16 protein-coding genes are annotated in these 16,008 nt (G+C 70.5%); 8 read left to right on the forward strand and 8 right to left on the reverse strand.

Annotated elements, in window-relative coordinates:
- Window positions 1-289 precede the first annotated feature (289 nt).
- The 6 genes from ABZ738_RS22495 to ABZ738_RS22520 all read left to right on the forward strand — a co-directional run bounded on the left by ABZ738_RS22495 (window position 290) and on the right by ABZ738_RS22520 (window position 6,902).
- Window positions 290-2,086: a condensation domain-containing protein gene (locus tag ABZ738_RS22495; protein ID WP_357216007.1), complete on the forward strand. Its 1,797-nt coding sequence runs from the start codon at window positions 290-292 to the stop codon at window positions 2,084-2,086.
- A complete protein-coding gene (locus ABZ738_RS22500; RefSeq protein WP_201272264.1) occupies window positions 2,083-2,991 on the forward strand; it encodes an ABC transporter ATP-binding protein in 909 nt (302 codons plus the stop codon). Before ABZ738_RS22495 ends, ABZ738_RS22500 begins: the two co-directional genes overlap by 4 nt.
- The gene (locus tag ABZ738_RS22505) at window positions 2,988-3,875 is read left to right on the forward strand and encodes an ABC transporter permease (RefSeq protein ID WP_254876800.1); all 888 of its coding nucleotides are present in this window, start codon (window positions 2,988-2,990) and stop codon (window positions 3,873-3,875) included. The genes ABZ738_RS22500 and ABZ738_RS22505 overlap by 4 nt, the downstream gene beginning before the upstream one ends.
- A 28-nt stretch (window positions 3,876-3,903) precedes the next feature.
- Window positions 3,904-5,721 (forward strand): carbamoyltransferase C-terminal domain-containing protein, encoded by a 1,818-nt coding sequence (locus tag ABZ738_RS22510; protein WP_357216011.1) that lies wholly within the window; start codon window positions 3,904-3,906, stop codon window positions 5,719-5,721.
- Window positions 5,722-5,987: 266 nt separating this feature from the next.
- Window positions 5,988-6,644: a hemerythrin domain-containing protein gene (locus tag ABZ738_RS22515; RefSeq protein ID WP_357216014.1), complete on the forward strand. Its 657-nt coding sequence runs from the start codon at window positions 5,988-5,990 to the stop codon at window positions 6,642-6,644.
- An 87-nt stretch (window positions 6,645-6,731) separates the two neighbouring features.
- On the forward strand, window positions 6,732-6,902 hold the full coding sequence (locus ABZ738_RS22520) for a hypothetical protein (protein ID WP_162854322.1): 171 nt from the start codon (window positions 6,732-6,734) through the stop codon (window positions 6,900-6,902).
- A gap of 236 nt (window positions 6,903-7,138) precedes the next feature.
- Here the strand turns inward: ABZ738_RS22520 and ABZ738_RS22525 are convergent, their stop codons facing one another.
- The gene (locus ABZ738_RS22525; protein ID WP_131051159.1) at window positions 7,139-7,426 is read right to left on the reverse strand and encodes a hypothetical protein; all 288 of its coding nucleotides are present in this window, start codon (window positions 7,424-7,426) and stop codon (window positions 7,139-7,141) included.
- Window positions 7,427-7,678: 252 nt separating this feature from the next.
- Complete coding sequence (locus ABZ738_RS22530; protein WP_131051160.1) at window positions 7,679-8,260, reverse strand: TetR/AcrR family transcriptional regulator; 582 nt, start codon at window positions 8,258-8,260, stop codon at window positions 7,679-7,681.
- A 66-nt stretch (window positions 8,261-8,326) separates the two neighbouring features.
- On the opposite strand from ABZ738_RS22530, the gene ABZ738_RS22535 reads away from it, so the two are divergent.
- The gene (locus tag ABZ738_RS22535) at window positions 8,327-9,337 is read left to right on the forward strand and encodes a hypothetical protein (protein WP_131051161.1); all 1,011 of its coding nucleotides are present in this window, start codon (window positions 8,327-8,329) and stop codon (window positions 9,335-9,337) included.
- 93 nt (window positions 9,338-9,430) lie between these two features.
- Here the strand turns inward: ABZ738_RS22535 and ABZ738_RS22540 are convergent, their stop codons facing one another.
- On the reverse strand, window positions 9,431-9,841 hold the full coding sequence (locus tag ABZ738_RS22540) for an ATP-binding protein (RefSeq protein WP_254877049.1): 411 nt from the start codon (window positions 9,839-9,841) through the stop codon (window positions 9,431-9,433).
- A 197-nt stretch (window positions 9,842-10,038) separates the two neighbouring features.
- Here ABZ738_RS22540 and ABZ738_RS22545 point away from each other — a divergent pair, with 197 nt between their 5' ends.
- On the forward strand, window positions 10,039-10,392 hold the full coding sequence (locus ABZ738_RS22545; protein ID WP_131051163.1) for an STAS domain-containing protein: 354 nt from the start codon (window positions 10,039-10,041) through the stop codon (window positions 10,390-10,392).
- A gap of 14 nt (window positions 10,393-10,406) precedes the next feature.
- On the opposite strand, the gene ABZ738_RS22550 is transcribed toward ABZ738_RS22545, so the two are convergent.
- The 5 genes from ABZ738_RS22550 to ABZ738_RS22570 all read right to left on the reverse strand — a co-directional run bounded on the left by ABZ738_RS22550 (window position 10,407) and on the right by ABZ738_RS22570 (window position 15,991).
- Window positions 10,407-11,663 carry a PP2C family protein-serine/threonine phosphatase gene (locus ABZ738_RS22550; protein ID WP_357216020.1) on the reverse strand — a complete coding sequence of 419 codons (1,257 nt, stop codon included), beginning with the start codon at window positions 11,661-11,663 and terminating at the stop codon, window positions 10,407-10,409.
- 65 nt (window positions 11,664-11,728) lie between these two features.
- On the reverse strand, window positions 11,729-12,697 hold the full coding sequence (locus ABZ738_RS22555) for an NAD(P)-dependent alcohol dehydrogenase (RefSeq protein ID WP_131051165.1): 969 nt from the start codon (window positions 12,695-12,697) through the stop codon (window positions 11,729-11,731).
- A 20-nt stretch (window positions 12,698-12,717) separates the two neighbouring features.
- Window positions 12,718-12,984 carry a hypothetical protein gene (locus ABZ738_RS22560; protein WP_131051166.1) on the reverse strand — a complete coding sequence of 89 codons (267 nt, stop codon included), beginning with the start codon at window positions 12,982-12,984 and terminating at the stop codon, window positions 12,718-12,720.
- Window positions 12,981-13,334 (reverse strand): winged helix-turn-helix domain-containing protein, encoded by a 354-nt coding sequence (locus ABZ738_RS22565; protein WP_131051167.1) that lies wholly within the window; start codon window positions 13,332-13,334, stop codon window positions 12,981-12,983. Before ABZ738_RS22565 ends, ABZ738_RS22560 begins: the two co-directional genes overlap by 4 nt.
- 200 nt (window positions 13,335-13,534) lie before the next feature.
- The gene (locus ABZ738_RS22570) at window positions 13,535-15,991 is read right to left on the reverse strand and encodes a low temperature requirement protein A (protein WP_357216025.1); all 2,457 of its coding nucleotides are present in this window, start codon (window positions 15,989-15,991) and stop codon (window positions 13,535-13,537) included.
- Window positions 15,992-16,008 lie beyond the last annotated feature (17 nt).

Consider the following 16,008-nt stretch of genomic DNA (forward strand, 5'->3'; position numbering starts at 1 on the left):
GACCGAGGCGACTCGCTGGAGGGTCCGGCCCGCCGGTCGGCAGCGCCGGCCGCCCGGCCACACGGCAGACGATAGGCAGATCCAGATGCTTCGGTGAATTGGGGAAACCCCTGTAATGATCTGATAAACGTCAATGCCGAAGGTGGGGATTTCCCGAAGTGACTCCAGGGTCCGGGCGGATCTAGCGTTGGCCGTTAGGTGCCATCCGGATATTGGCTTATGGCGGTGACCTGCCATTTCGTCGACCGGGCCGGGAATGGGGTGGCGGCCGGTCCAAAGGAGAGAAACGATGGGAATCCGACCTATCGACCTGGTGCCCCCACCCGAGGACGCGCCGCCTGCGGTGAAGCTGACGCACGTGGACCAGCTGCGCGTCCGGTTCACCGGTGAGCGGGACGGCGAAGGACCGATCACCCTCGGACAGGCGAACATGCTCAGCTGGATCGCCAAGGAGAAGCCGTACGGGCGGTTCGCCGCCGGCCCCCTGGAACTGCCACCCGGTGCCTCGATGGTCGACGTCACGGCCGCCGTCGAGGTGCTGATGGCCCGGCACGAGGCACTGCGCACCCTCTTCCCCGCCGACGGGCGGACCCAGCAGGTGCTGCGCTCCGGCGAACTGGCCGTCGACGTGTTCACCGCCGACGAGGAAGCCGACACGCAGGTGCTCGTGAACGAACTGATCCGCATCCTGCGCAGCGAGGAGTTCGACCTGTCCCAGGAGCTGCCGATCCGGGTCGCGGTGACCGCCGTGGACGGCGTACCCACCGCCGCGGCCGTGGTCTACTCGCATGTCGTGGTCGACCTGCCCAGCATGGTGATGCTGGCCCGACAGTTCACCGAACTCGCCGCCGATCCCACCCGCCGACAGGTCGGCCCGCACGGGCACCAACCCCTCGACCAGGCCGCAGCCGAGCGCTCCGAGCGGGGACGACGCCGGGCCGAGGAGGCGCTCCGCTACTGGGAACGGATCTTCACCACCATCCCGCAGAACCTCTACGCGGTGCCACCGGCACCCGACGGGCCGGGCGGATCCTCATCCTCCTGGCTCTGGTCACGCGCCGCCGCCCTGGCCCTGCCGCACATCGCCGCCCGCACCGGCGCCAGCACGTCGATGGCGGTGCTGGCCGCCGTCTGCGCGGTCCTGAGCCACCGCACCGGCCACCGCCAGATCGCGATGCCGACCCTGTGCAGCAACCGCTACGAGCGCCGGCTGCACGACTACATCGGCCCGCTGGCCACCGACAGCCTGGTGTCGGTGGAGGTCACCTGCGCCGGCTTCGACGAACTCATCCACCGGGCCGGCACCGCCGTCCTGCGCGCCAACCGGTATCCGGCGGGCCAACCCCAGGAGATGGACCGGCTGGCCCGGATCACCGACGAGCGCGGCATCCACGTCGCCCGCCGCTGCACCTTCAACGACTCCAGCGCCGCCATGGGGTCCGGACCCCCGACACCGGCCGCGACCGACGCGACGGCGACGGACCCAACCGAGGCGCGCCGGGCACTGACCGAGTCGACCGTGGTGCCACGGTCGTGGGGGGAGATCCGCGCGCTGCTCGCCTTCCGCCTGCTGGACAAAGAGGGGCAGATGATCCTCGGCGTGCTGACCGCCGACCGCCACCGCATCACCGACGCCGAGAGCGCACTGCTGCTGACGGCCGTCGAACGGCTGCTCGTCGAAGCGGCGGCGGGTGACGTCGACCTGGACCGGCTCGGCGAGGTGACCGCAGTGGCACCACTGACCCGGGATGCCGACTGGCGCTTCGTCGACTCCAACTGGATCCAACTCTCCCAGACCCAGCACCTGCTCGACGACGCGCTGCCCACCGCCGGCGCCCGGGTCTTCGCCGTACCCGACGACCACGGCCGTCCGGAACTGGTGGCGTACCTGGCCAACGGCGACGCGACCACGCCGGGCCGAGCCCACCGGGCCTGCCTCGAACGGCTACCCGGCCGGGACACCGCGATGGCCCCGCGACGGTACGTCGTCTGCGCCCGCGCACCGCACGATCCGGCCGACCTGTCGCAGTGGCGACGCATGCCGGTGCGGCACACCGGAGACGGGCGGGAAGGTACGCCACAGTGACCACCTCCCACGACGGGGACGCGATCGTGCTGTCCGGGCTGCGCAAGTCCTACCACGGACGACCGGCGGTCGACGGGATCGACTTCACCGTCCGTCGAGGCGAGGTCTTCGCCCTGCTCGGACCGAACGGCGCCGGCAAGACCACCACCGTGGAGATCCTGGCCGGGCACCGCCGCCGCGACGGCGGTGAGGTCCGGGTACTCGGCGCCGACCCCGCCGACGGCAGACCGGAGTGGAAGGCCCGGATCGGCGTCGTCCTGCAACGCGCCGACGACCTCACCTACTCCAGCGTCCTCTCGGTACGCGACTGGGTCCGATCGGTCGCCGCCTACTACCCGACGCCCCGCCCCCCGGACGAGGTGATCGAGCTGGTCGGGCTCTCCCGCCAAGCGCGGGTACGCGCCTCCGCGCTCTCCGGCGGTCAACGTCGCCGGCTCGACGTGGCCCTCGGCATCGTCGGCCGACCCGAGCTGCTCTTCCTGGACGAACCCACCACCGGGTTCGACCCGGAGGCCCGGGTCCGCTTCTGGTCACTGCTGACCCAGCTCGCCCATGACGGCACCACGATCCTGCTCACCACCCACTACCTGGAGGAAGCCGAACGCCTCGCGGACCGGGTCGCGGTGGTGGCCGCAGGACGCATCGTCGCGATCGCCACGCCACAGACCCTCGGCGGACGGGCCAGTGCCACCGCCACGGTGCGGTGGACCGGACCCGACGGAACACAGAGCCTGCGTACCGGTGATCCGACCGCGGTCGTGCGCGAACTCGCCCAGCGCTTCGGCGGCGCCGTCCCCGATCTGGTCGTCCAGCGCCCCAGCCTCGAGGACGTGTACCTGGAGATGATCGGGCAGTCGCCGACGCGCGCGGACACCCGCCAACCGGTGACCGGAGGACCGGCATGACCACCGTCAGCGAGGGCGCCCGCCCGACACCCGAACACCCGGCCATGACCGCGCCGACCGGCGGACACCGTGCACCGGCCCCCCGCATGCCGAGACTGCTCCGGGTGGTGGCCGCCCGCACCCGCGTCGAGTTCCTCTCCCTCGTCCGCGAACGCTCGGCGATGGTCTTCACCTTCGCCTTCCCGCTCACCCTGCTGGTCATCTTCGGCTCGGCGCTGCACGGCCAACCGATCGCCGCCGGGGTCGTCTACGAGCAGTACTTCGTCGCCGGCATGATCGCCGCCGGACTGTTCGGATGCAGCTTCCAGAACCTCGCCATCGTCATCCCCCTGGAACGGGACATCGGCGGCCTGAAACGACTGGCCGGCACACCCATGCCGAAGTCCGCCTACTTCGCCGGCAAGATCGTGATAGTGGCGTTCACCGCGCTGGTGCAGAGCGTGCTGCTGATCGGGATCGGCGTGATCTTCTACGACCTGACCCTGCCCACCACCGTCGGCCCCTGGCTCACCTTCCTCTGGGTGGCCGCACTCGGCACGATCGCCTGCACCCTGCTCGGCATCGGCGTGGCCGGAATCGTGAAGAACGGCCGGACCGCTCCGGCGATCGTGTCGCCCCTGGCGACCGTACTCCAGTTCGTCTCCGGGGTGTTCTTCGTCTTCGCCTCCCTCCCGACCTGGATGCAGAGCATCGGCACGATCTTCCCGCTCAAGTGGATGACACAAGGGATGAGATCGGTCTTCCTGCCCGACTCCTTCGCCGCGCACGAGGTGGCCGGCGACTGGGAACACGGGCGGATCGCGCTGGTGCTCGGCGCCTGGTGCCTGATCGGACTCGTGGTGGCGGTACGCACCTTCCGCTGGCGCAACCGCGCCGACGGCTGACCATGAACTGCACCCCTGAGGAGAAGAGATGACGGGTCAGCGGCGGGCGGTCGTGCTCGGCTACAGCGGGCTGCACGGATCGGCGGAACTCAAACAGTCCTGCTTCCCGGGCCTCGACGAGCGGGAGGCGCGCCTGTTCCAGGGACTGGACTCCGCCGCCGCCCTCGTCGTCGACGGCGAACTGGTCGCCGCGGTGCAGCAGGAGCGGTACTCCGGGATCAAGTTCGACCACGCGTTCCCGGCCGACGCGATGGCGAGCTGCCTGACGATCGCCGGTCTGGACGCCACCGACGTCGACGCGGTGGCCCACAACTTCGACCACTCCCACATGCGGGTCTTCGCCGAGGGCGAGGAGTACGCGCGACGCCGCTACCGCGAGATCCTCGACCCGGCCCGACAGACCGAGCTGCTGCACCGGTTCATGCCCGCCCTGGCCCGGCACCGGGTGACACCGGTGTCCCACCACCACGCGCACGCCCTCACCGCCGCCGTCCCCTCCGGCTACGACGACGCACTGGTCGTGGTCGTCGACGGCATGGGGGAGTTGTACGCCATCAGCGTCTACGCATGGCGGCACGGACAGCTGACCCGCCTGGCCGCACTGGACTACCGCGCCAGCCTCGGCCTCCTCTACGCGATCCTCACCATGCACCTGGGCTACTGGCCCAACAGCGACGAGTACAAGGTGATGGCACTCGCCGCGATGGGCGACCCGGCGCGGTACCGCGACGTGCTGGCCGACGCGGTGCACTGCCAACCGGACGGACGGCTGGACGTGCCGCTGCTGCGACTCAACCGGGAGCCGTGGGCCCGGGAGACCTTCGCGACCTCGCGGGACTGGCTCACCGAGCGGGCCTGCCCGCAACGACGCGCCGGCGAGGAACTCACCCGGGAGCACATCGACCTCGCCAGCGCCGCCCAGGAACGCGTGGAACAGGCCCTGACCCACCTGCTGTCGTACTGGGTACGGCGGACCGGGCTGCGGCGGGTGGCGTTCGCCGGCGGCGTCGCGCTGAACTGCGTCGCGATCGGCAAACTGGCCGCCTCCGGCCTGGTCGACTCCGTGTACGTGCAACCGGCCGCCGGCGACGAGGGAACGGCGGTCGGCGCCGCACTCGCCCTGGCCGGTCCGGCCGTCTCCGGCGCCCACTACCCGTCGATGACCTACCTCGGCCCGGACGTCACCGAGGACGGACCTCCGGCCGACCAACCGTACTGGTCCGTGCCGGTGGGTGAGGGCGTCGCCGAGGCGGCGGTCGCACGGCTGCTGACGGAGGGCCGGATCGTCGGCTGGGCCCAGGGCCGGCTGGAGTTCGGCCCGAGAGCACTGGGCAACCGCAGCATCCTGGCCGACCCGAGGGACCGTGGCGCGCGGGAGCGGGTCAACGCCGCGGTGAAGTTCCGCGAGGAGTTCCGCCCGCTCGCCCCGGCGGTCAAGGCGGAGCGAGCCGACGACTGGTTCGTCATACCGCCGGGGACGAACATGCGGCACATGACGGTGGCCGTGCCGGTACGACCACCGATGGCGCAGCGGATCGCGGCGGTCGTGCACGACGACGGCACCGCTCGGGTGCAGGCCGTCCATCAGACGGACAACCCACGGTTCTGGCGGATCCTGGACGAGTTCGAGCGGCTGACCGGGACACCGGTGCTGATGAACACGTCGCTGAACGTGAAGGGTCAGCCCACCGCCCGGGCGGGCGCGGAGGCGTTCCGCACCTTCGACTCGTCGAGACTGGACGTGCTCGTCCTCGGCGACCGGCTCTACGCCAAACCCGACGCGGTGGCGGCGGTCGAGCGGGCGGTGACCGACGCCGCGCGACACACCGTGCTCAAGGTGCGATAGGCGAGCCGGAGCACACCCCGGCCGCTGCTTTCCCTGTTCGCCGTAGTCAGCGCCTCCGTTCAGCCTGGTGCGCGACGAACAACCGGTCACCGTCGTCGGCGCGGCGACCGAACCGACGAGCTCGGCCGGCGTGGTGAGCGTCGTCGGTGGGTACCTCGGGCCCGTACGCGGCCGGACGAGATGTCCTGTCACGTACGGGTTTCAGCGGAAGGTCGGTCCACACAGGTGGAAGCCGCCCTTCCTCGAATCGAGCGGAAAGAAGGACCATGGCCGACAGCCGTGACATGTACGTCGTGCACAGCCTCTTCAGGCGCGAGTTCCCGACCGCCGCGGCACTGGTCCGGACAGTGGCTGCGGATGACGCCCCGACCACCGCCCGCGTCGCCGACCACGTGCTGCTGATCACCGGCGCGTTGCACACGCATCACACCGGTGAGGACACGCATGTCTGGCCGAAGTTGCTGCAACGCGGTCCGGACGAGATCGCGCCGCTGGTCCAGACCATGGAGAGTCAGCACGAGAGCCTGCACGCGGCACTGGCCGACGTGGAGGAGCGGGCGACCGTGTGGCGCCGTACCGCGACTGAGGCTGACCGGGAAGCGCTGGCCGCAGCCCTCGACGCGTTGATCGCGCCGATGTCGGCACACCTGGACGCCGAGGAGGCCCACGTGCTGACGTTGATCGACAAACACCTGACCGACGAGGAGTGGGCCGAAGCCGGGAAACACGGGCTGGCCTCGGCGCGGAAGAGCCAGCTGCCGATGATCTTCGGCATGCTGCTGCACGACGCCAGGCCCGAGCACACCGAGAGCCTCAAAGCGGTGATCCCGGGCCCGGTCTGGTTCGTGCTCTCCCGCCTGGGCCCGGTGGCCTACGGCAGGTACGCCCGGCGGCTGGGCCTCGACCGGGTGGGCGCCGCCTGACCGGGTGGGGCGGTCGGCCCGGGGTCGGCCGCCCCCTGGCCTGCCGTGTGAGAGGCGGCGGAGCCGGTCGTGGCGGATAATTGCCCGATGACAAATCCTGACCTCGATCCGGACGTCTATCCGCCCCTCGACCCTCGTGAGCCCGTGCCGGACGACGTCGGTGAGCTTCTTCCCGACACGCCCGGCGAGCTACCGGAGGCGCCGGTCGAGCCGTCGCCCGACGACGGTGAGCCGGGAGGCGTACCCGAGCCGGCATGACGGCGGTCGCGAGCGGCGCCGATCAGCAGTCCCGGTCCGCCGGGGACCAGCCCCATGAGGCGCCAGGTGGACCGCCGCGATCGCCCAGGCCGCCCCCGGCCTCTGCGCCGTCGCCGTCGGCGAGTTCACTGCCGGACCGACAGGTGTCGCCCGGTCCGTCATCGCGGACCGGGCGACGCTGTCATCCGTGCGGTGTTCCTCGACGGTGTGCGAGGGGAGCGACGACGCCGGGTTTGCTACTCCTGCCAGACGTTGAGGGCCCAGGCGAGGACGTACCAGACGCAGACGTACTCCCGCCCGGAGGCGATTCCGGCGATGTGGCAGGTGATCGGGTCGGGGAAGACACCCTGGAGCAGCCAGGCGCCCGCCGCGGCCTGCGTCACCGGCGCGGCACTCACCGCCGCGGTGACGGCGGTGACGGGAGCGGCCTGGGCGGCCCCGGCCGTCGTTCCCAGGCCACTGGCCACCAGGGTGACCACCAGGGTCGTCGTGGCCAGTCTCTGCCGCAGTGATCGTTTGCGCATCGGGTTCTCCTCCCACGCGCCCAGGGCCGGATGTCCGGCCGAGGGCGTCCGTCGATGATCGATGCGTTACATGCTGCGCGGAGAACGGGCTCGGGTCGTCGGCCCACGACCTGACCCGCCGCGTACGCCAGACGGGTGAGTCCCACCGTCCGCGTCCCCCGACAGGTGGACCCGCCGCGCGAGCCGGCGCCATGCCCCGGGTGCCGATACCGAATCCCGGCGCATGGACGATGCTGCTCGGTCCGTCGGTGTTCAGGCGCGGCCACGTACGAGGGGCAGGAAGACCTCGTCGACGATGTCGAGGAGCACCTCGTCGGGGACCGAGGGGACGCCGCGCATCGCGTACTCGGCTCGTAGCAGCATCATGGGCGTTGTCGCGACGCGCGGATGGGCGGCCCTCGGCGGTGCCTCGCCGCGTGCCACGGCACGTTCGAGCATGCTCAGCCAGACGCGGTCCATGGTGTCCGCGCCCGAGCGTTCGCGCATGAGGTCGAGCAGCGCCGGGTCGTCCGCCGCCGCCGCCAGCAGGGCGCGGAGGACCGTTCCGTGCGGCGAGGACCACGTCTCGTTCGCCCGCCGCAGCATGTCGAGTGCGTCGCCCCGCAGGCTGCCGGTGTCGGGGTTCGGCATCACGGCGTCGGAGAGGTAGCGGTATGCCGCGATCCCCAGTGCTGCCCGATGTGGCCACCGGCGGTAGATGGCGTTCTTGTTGGTCCCGGCCCGGGCGGCGACGCGGTCCATGGTCAGCCCTGCGTAGCCGGACTCGCGCAGTTCCTCCGCCGCCGCGTGAAGGATGGCCTGTTCCAGCTCCGCGCCCCGGCGCCTGGTGCCCATGTCTTGCAGGGTACTGGAAGTACCTTATAGGGTACTCGGCGTACCTTAGATGAGAAGGGGTCCCCGATGCGCGTCTTCGGCATGAACTACGACACCGGCTTCGTCAGTGCCGGATCCACCACCCACGAACCGTTCGCCCCCGAGACCGTGCGGCGCGACCTCCGCGTCATCCGTCAGGAACTGCACTGCGACGCGGTTCGCATCACCGGCGGTGTCCAGGAGCGGCTGGACCTGACCGCGCACATCGCCGCCGAGGCGGGACTCGAGGTCTGGTACTGCCCGTTCACCAACGGTCTCGACCGCAAGGAGCTCATGGCGTTCGTGCTCGACGGCGCCGAGCGGGCCGAGCGGCTGAGGCGCAGCGGCGCCTCGGTGGTGTACCTTGCCGGCTCCGAGATCTCGTTGGTCACCAACGGCTTTCTACCCGGCCGTGACCTTGCCGAACGCATGGCGCTGTTGACCGAACCGATGAGGATGCGGGAAGCGATTCCTGCCGCGCGCGCCGCCGTGCGCGACTTCCTCGCCGAGGCGGTGCCCGCGGTGCGGGACCGGTTCGGCGGTGCCCTCGGCTACGCCTCGATCCCGTTCGAGGACGTCGACTGGGCCTCGTTCGACATCATCGCCAGCGACGCCGGTTACCGCGACGCGACCAATGCCGCAGCGTTCCCGCAGACCCTGGCGGCGGCGGTGGGCCAGGGCAAGCCGTACGCCGTGACCGAGTTCGGCTGCTGCACGTATCGCGGCGCGGCCGATGTCGCGGGAGGAACGGAACCCGTGACGTACGACGAGCACGGCCGTGCGGCGAAACTGACCGCGGAGTTGGAGCGTGACGAGGAGGGCCAGGCTCGCTACGTGCTGGATCTGCTGCACGACTACGAAGCCGGCGGGGTGGAGGCGGCGTTCGTGTACACCTTCGCGAACCGGCACCTACCGACCACCGGTGACCCGGCGCACGACTACGACCTGGCCGCGCGAGGGATCGTGCGGGTGTTGCCGGACGGCTCGTGGACGCCGAAGGCCGCGTTCCACGCACTGGCCGAGTACGGCCGCACGCGCACTCGGACGGGGCCCCGGTGATCCTGGTCGGCACCCTGCGCGTGTGCGCGATGCTGCGAGCCGACCCGACCGCCCGGGCGATCGGCAGGGGATTCAGCCGACGAGCCCGGATCCTCAGGAGGTGGACGGCGCCGCCACCGTGCTCAGGTATTTGGTGAGGCGGAGCAGCACGTGACCGGGGTCCGCGTCGAGGAAGGCGGCGGTATCGGCGAGGGCGCCGATCAGAGGCAGTCCACGACCACCGACAGTCAGCGGATCCGGCAACTCGGCGGCGAGCTGCGTGTCGTCGGGGGTGTCGCCGCGATTGCCGACCTCGATCAGGCAGTCGTGACCGTCGATGAGGATCGTCACGTCGACGGTGCTGCCACTGTCGGCGTGCAGCACCGCGTTCGCGCAGGCCTCGGACATCATCACCGCGAGGTGATCCCGTGCCTCCTCACCGACGTCGGTGAGGCTGAGCAGAGTGGTCAGGACGTGGCGGGCGCGGGTCACCGAAGAGGGCTGTCGTGGCAGTGACAGTGTCATGGTCACGCGCATTCCCGCAGCTCCCTCTCGGCCGTTCCGTGGCCGCGTCGGTTTCCCGGTGCCGTACCGACTGTGATCCACCGTACCCGGGCCTGATCCGCTGAAACGGCCACAGTGCCGCCGTGCGGTGTGCCCGTTCGCGGTGGTTTCGCCGCCGCGCGCATAGGCTGGTGTGCGGCACGCGTGAGGAGGCTGTTGTGGATCTGCAGGTGTCGGCCCGTCCCGGCCGGGGGTGCACGGTGGTGGAGGTGCAGGGTGACCTCGACATGGCCACCTCCCCGCGGTTGCGGGGCACCCTGCAGAAGCTCGTCGACGCCGGTGACCGACAGGTGGTGGTGGACCTGGCCGGGGTGGCGTTCATGGACTCCAGCGCACTGGGTGCGTTGGTGGTGATGTTCAAGTCGTCGCGCGAGGCCGGCGGACGGCTCAGCCTGGCCGGCGTGCGGCCCGCGGTGCGCCGCGTGCTGAACATCACCTCGGTGGATCGGGTGATCGACATCTACGACGACGTCCCGGCAGCCGAAGCGACATATCGCCCTTCGGCGGTGTGACCGGCAGGAGTCGGTCAGTCGGGCAGCGCCGCGCTGGCGCGTTCCGCATCGGCGCCGGCGTTGGCGAGCCGACCGCGCTCGTGCCCTCCGTACCAGTCGAGGATCAACAGCGTCGCGTCGTCGGCCAGGGTGGGTCCGGCCACCTCGAGCACGGCGTCGGCCAACGCCCGGGCGGCCTCGCGCGGGTGCAGGTCACGCAGCGTCGGCAACACCGCCGGAAGGTCCAGGCCGGCGGCGTTGCGTTCCAACATGCCGTCGGTGACCACGACCAGGCGATCGCCGGGCTGCAGCGTGACCTCCTCGTGCTGGTACTCGGCATCGGCGAACATGCCCAGCGGGAGGTTCCCCGGCAGCCGTACCGGCTGCGTCTTCCCGCCGCGCACCAGTAGCGGCGGCACGTGCCCGGCGTTGAGCAGCGCGCAGACCCCGGTGCGGAGGTCGAGGCGACCCAGGACCGCGGTGACGTAGCTGCCGCGCACCACGGCGTGTTCGGCCACCGCGGCGTTCGCGACGTCGGCCTGCTCGACCAGGCCGGCGGGGAGGCGGCGGGTGTTGCGCAGGCTCCCGACTCCCAGGGTGGCAGTCAGCGCGCTGGACACGCCGTGACCCATCGCGTCGGTGACGCTGAAGTGCAGGACGTCGCGGCCCAGGCTGTAGTCGAAGGTGTCGCCGCCGATGCTGGCAGCCGGCTCCAGCCACCCGGAGAGCGTGAACGCGCTCGCCTCACAGGTGAACGACCCCGGCAGCAGGCGACGTTGGATCTCCGCGGACAGCGTGAACGGGGTGGTGCGTTGACCCCACTCGAACAGGTCGGTGTGTCTCCGGTTGGCGATCACCACGAAGGCCAACGCGTGCGCCGTGCGGGCGATCTCCCCCAGCGCCTGCGCGGTCGGCTCGGTGGGTAGCGTCATCTCCAGCAGACCGATCGCCTCACCACGGTCGGTGACCGGCGCCAACACCGTCCAGCCGTGGGCCTGCTTGGTCACCTGCACCGTCTGGGTCCGCAACGCCTGCTCTGCGGGACCCTGATCGAACGGCTGCACGGTGGCGACCTCGTCACCGTGGCGGCGGGTGCCACCCGCATCGTCGAACGGCACGTGCGCCAACCGCACCAATGCCCGACCACTGAGATCGACGATCAGGAACGAGACGTCCGACGCGCCGAGCGCGGCACCGACCTCACGGGTGACCGCCTCGACCGCCTCGACCGGTGAGGCGTCCTCCGCCGCGTCCAACAGGCCGGCCAGCACACGCCCTTGACTGCTTTCCACCCCCGGGTCTATGGAACCACCCCGCCGACCAGCACCACGCGCGAAGGCGGGCACCGGGCGACGCCTCACAGGGTGATGACCACCTTGCCGCGCGCGTGTTCGTCGGCGAGGTAGCGGAACGCCTCGGCGGTCCGTCCGAGTGGAAAGGTGCGGTCGACGACCGGCGTGAGGCGGCCCGCGTCGACGAGCTGGGTGAGCGCCAGCAGGTCACTCTTGCGGCCGATCGACGAGAGTGGTCGCACCGGACGCTGCCGCATGAAGGGCGCGGTCAGCATCGTGATGAGGTTGCGTTCGAACCCACCCAGCAGCCGGCCACCCTTCTCCACGCCGACCAGGACGAGCGTTCCGGTCGGGGCGAGGAGCTGACGGAGCCGGTTCACCGGGCGGTCACCGATCAGGTCGATGATGACGTCGAAGCGGTGGGGGCTCCGGGTCACGTCCTCGCGGGTGTAGTCGACGACGTGCTCGGCGCCGAGCGACCGGATCAGGTCGACCTTGGTGGAGCTGCCGACGCCGGTCACCTCGGCGCCGTACGCCCTGGCTATCTGGACGGCGAAGGTGCCGACCCCGCCGGCGGCGCCGATGACGAGGACCCGCTGTCCGGGGCGGGGGCGGGTCCGGCCGTCGAGGGCCTGGAGGGCGGTCATGCCGGAGACCGGCATGGCGGCGGCCTGCGCGAACGTGAGCGCCGCCGGCTTCGGTACGAGGTTCTTCGCCGGGATCGAGGCGAATTCGGCATAGAGGCCGGTGCCCCAACCGAGCACCTCGTCACCGGGTGCGAACTCGGTGACGGCGCTGCCGACGGAAAGCACCTCACCGGCGCCCTCGGTCCCCGCGATGCGGTGCCTCGGGGCACGGGGTCCGACGATGCGGACCGCGTACGGCCGTCCCGCGAGCAGGATCCGGTCTCCCCGGTGGATGCCGGCGGCCCGGACCCGTATCAGGACGTGGCCCTTCCTGGGTTCGGGCCGCGCGACCTCACGCAGCGTCAGCGTGTCCGGTGTGCCGTAGCGGTCCTGGGTGATGGCCGTCATCGTGTCCGCCGCCGAGCCGGTCATTCGACGGTTCGCAGGATCTGCTCGATGGAGGCGGTGCGGGTCCGCAGCTCGGCGACGTCGGCGGCCACCCGCTGCTGAGCGTCCAGCGTGTTCTCGGCCAGTTTCTCGTAGCGGCCCACGAGCTGCCGTAGCTCCTCGTCACGCTGGGCGTCGATCCGGTTCTTGCGGAACTCCAGGACGGTGGCGGCGGTACCGCCGAGGATCAGGAAGGCGAACAGCAGCAGACCGAGTACGAGGACCGTCTCGGGCCAGGTCTGTGTCATGGGGAGCGCTCCTTCGGTGCCGGACCCGTCGCGGGTTCGGAGCTGGTGAGGGTCTGTGCGGCGGCGACGAGGGCCGACGCGGTCAGGTGCAGGTCGAACTCGGCGACCTCGTAGTACTTCATGGCCTTGCCGTCGTCGGACAGCTCGAGGCTGCCGATGATCAGGCCGGCGGCTTCCAGTCGTTGCAGGTGCATGTGCAGCAGGGGTCGGCTCACGCCGATCTCGCGGGCCAGGTGGCTCACGTAGTCGCGGCCACCGGCGAGCTTCGCCATGATCCGCAGCCGGAGCGGATTGGCCAGTGCGGCCAGCATCTCGACCAGCTCGTCGCCGGTCGGCTGGGCCACTGTCATCATCCGCCTCCATGTGTAAGAGAAACCTTACATGTGAAAAGCTAGCAGGGCGGGTGGGGCTTGACAAGCCTGGGACCTGTCAAGCCTGTGGATCCGGCAACCCGCGGTCGTCACCACGCAGAGGACACCTGGGGGTAGCTCGCGCGGGGGACGGGCCCCGCGCCACCGTCCCGCCCGGCACGGGCCGGTCGGCGGCGACGTCAGGCCGGCTGTGGATCGACGCCGGTGCGCCCCCGTCGGCTGGCGAGCATCTCGATCGCCGCGAACACGATCCCGAGGCCGGCCAGCAGCACCAGGTTCCACAGCACGGACAGCGGCGCGGTCAGGGGCGCGAGCACGGTGAGCAGCACCGCACCGCCGATCCTGGAGCCGCTGACCCGCCTCCACACCCGCCACCAGAACGCCTGGTTCGCCGCGATGTAGGCGACCGCACCGAGGTAGAGCGCGTAGTGACCCAGGGCGTGCGTGTGGGCGCCCAGGGGGCTGCCGTGCAGGATCAGGGTCTCGCGCAGGCCGAACGCGAACAGGATCAACCCGGCGACCATCGGCAGGTGCAGGTACGTGTAGGCGTCCCGGGCCAGGTGGACCCGCTCCTCGCCCCGGGCGGCCTGCAGGGCGTCGTGCGCGAGCCCGGCGTCGGTGTGGAAGTAGGACCACCAGATGGTGCAGATGGCGATCGAGGCGGCGACCAGGAGCAGGACCAGCAGCAGCGACGTCGCTTCCTGCGCGCCGGAGAACCCGAGGGCGATGATGGTCTCACCGAACGCGATCAGCATGATCAACGCGTAGCGGTCGGTCCAGTGCCGCACGGTGCGGATCCGCCACCTGCGCAGCCCGCTCCGGTAGCTCCCGAGGATCTCGGTCACCACCGCGACCAGCCACATCATCGTGATGATCAGGTCGATCGGTGGCGCGTCGCCGAAGGTCACCTCCACCACGATGCTGCCGGTCAGCAGCGCCAGCGCCACCGCACTGGGCCACGCCGACTGCCGGACCACGGCCGGCAGGTCCGGTTGGTCCCGCGCGGCATACCAGACCAACGCGGCCTGGACGATCCAACCGGCGAGGTACGCGGCCACCACGACGCTGGCACCGGGGAGTCCACCGGGAGTCGACTCGAAGGTGTGTGGCAGCGCGATGCCCAGAATCAGCGTCAACGCCATGACGCCGATCATCGCCAGACGCACCGGGACGGTCTCGTGCCGGATCGCGTTGGTCACCCAGGAGAAGCTCGCCCACGCCCACCACAGCAGTGCCAGCAGGATCAGCCCCTGCACCACCCCGAAGACCGAGTTCTCCCGCACCATGAGGACAGTGACCTGGATGAACGCGAACACGAAGACGAGGTCGACGAGGAGTTCCTTCGGGGTGGCTCCCGGGATCTTGGCGACTTCGGGGTCGACCCGCGCGTGTAGTTGCCGGTGGCGTCGCCGGAACACGGTGCGGTCGGCGACGACCATCGCCGTGACCCCGAGCAGGAGCAACGCGAGCGCACCCAGAGGTGGGGTACGGGCCGCCAGTGGCAACAGCGCCAGCAACGTTACGCTGCCCACCACCGGGCTGCGCCCGAGCATGCCGAGGGCGCGACGCTGAAAGGCGATCAGTCCGCCGAGATAGACGATGACGCCCCCGAACAACAGAACGGCGCTCGCGGCGTGCCAGGGATGGTCGGCGGTGCCGGTGGCGGAGGAGACGGCGTGCTTCAGGCCGAGCGCGAGCACGATGAGTCCGCAGATCATCGGCAGGTGCAGGCCGCTGTAGGCGTCCCGGGCGATCCGGGACTGCTCGGCGCGGGGGAGAGCCTGCATCGCGTGTTCCGCGACGACCTTCGCGACGTCGAAGTAGGTCCACCAGAGCACGGAGATCACGGCGATGCTGAGTGCGGCTCCGGCCAGAAGCTGCCAGGTGACGGGCTCGTCGCCGCCCAGACCCTGGCTGACCCCGACCGAGATGACCGTCTCGCCGAGTGCGACGAGGATGATCAGGCCATGCCGCTCGGCGAGGTGTCTGCTGGACACCACCTGCGCGTTGCCGCTGCTGACCACCCGCAGCGCACTGAAGTTGATCACGATGACCAGGGCGAACAACACGGTCCGCAGGTGCCGGTCGTCGATCGGCAGGTCGAGCCGGGGCGGCAGCCAGATCGCGCAGGCCAGGATCACCCCGGCCGGCAGGTAGGTCAGCCAGGACGCGATCACCGGACGTCGCCCGGCCGGGCCCTGCGACCAGTGCAGATAACTGAGCACCGCCAGCACGGAATAGATGATCAACAGGTAGCCGGACGCGACGAGCAGCGGTTCGAAGACGCCGCCGGACTCGGCGGTGAAGGTGCCCGGAATGGCGACGCCCATGATCAGCAGCGTCGTGGCGATGCCGAAGACGACCAGGGGCAACAGGCCCTTGTCCAGGTACACGACGTTGCCGAGCCAGGCGCAGGAGTTCCAGCAGTGCCACAGCATCAGCACCACGATGGTGCCCTCGGCGACCCCCAACCATTCGAGGTGGCTGGCCATCAGGTTGGTGACCCGCAGGAACGCGAACACGAAGAACAGGTCGATGAAGAGTTCCATCCAGCTCACCTCGCCGGTGGACCCCTCGGTGCGAAGGACGAGGAACCGACGCCGGAGCGCGGCCGGTGTCGAGCCCCCGTCCCTCATGCCCCTACTGTGCCGAT

Source organism: Micromonospora sp. NPDC047793, from assembly GCF_040642635.1.
Taxonomy (GTDB): domain Bacteria; phylum Actinomycetota; class Actinomycetes; order Mycobacteriales; family Micromonosporaceae; genus Micromonospora.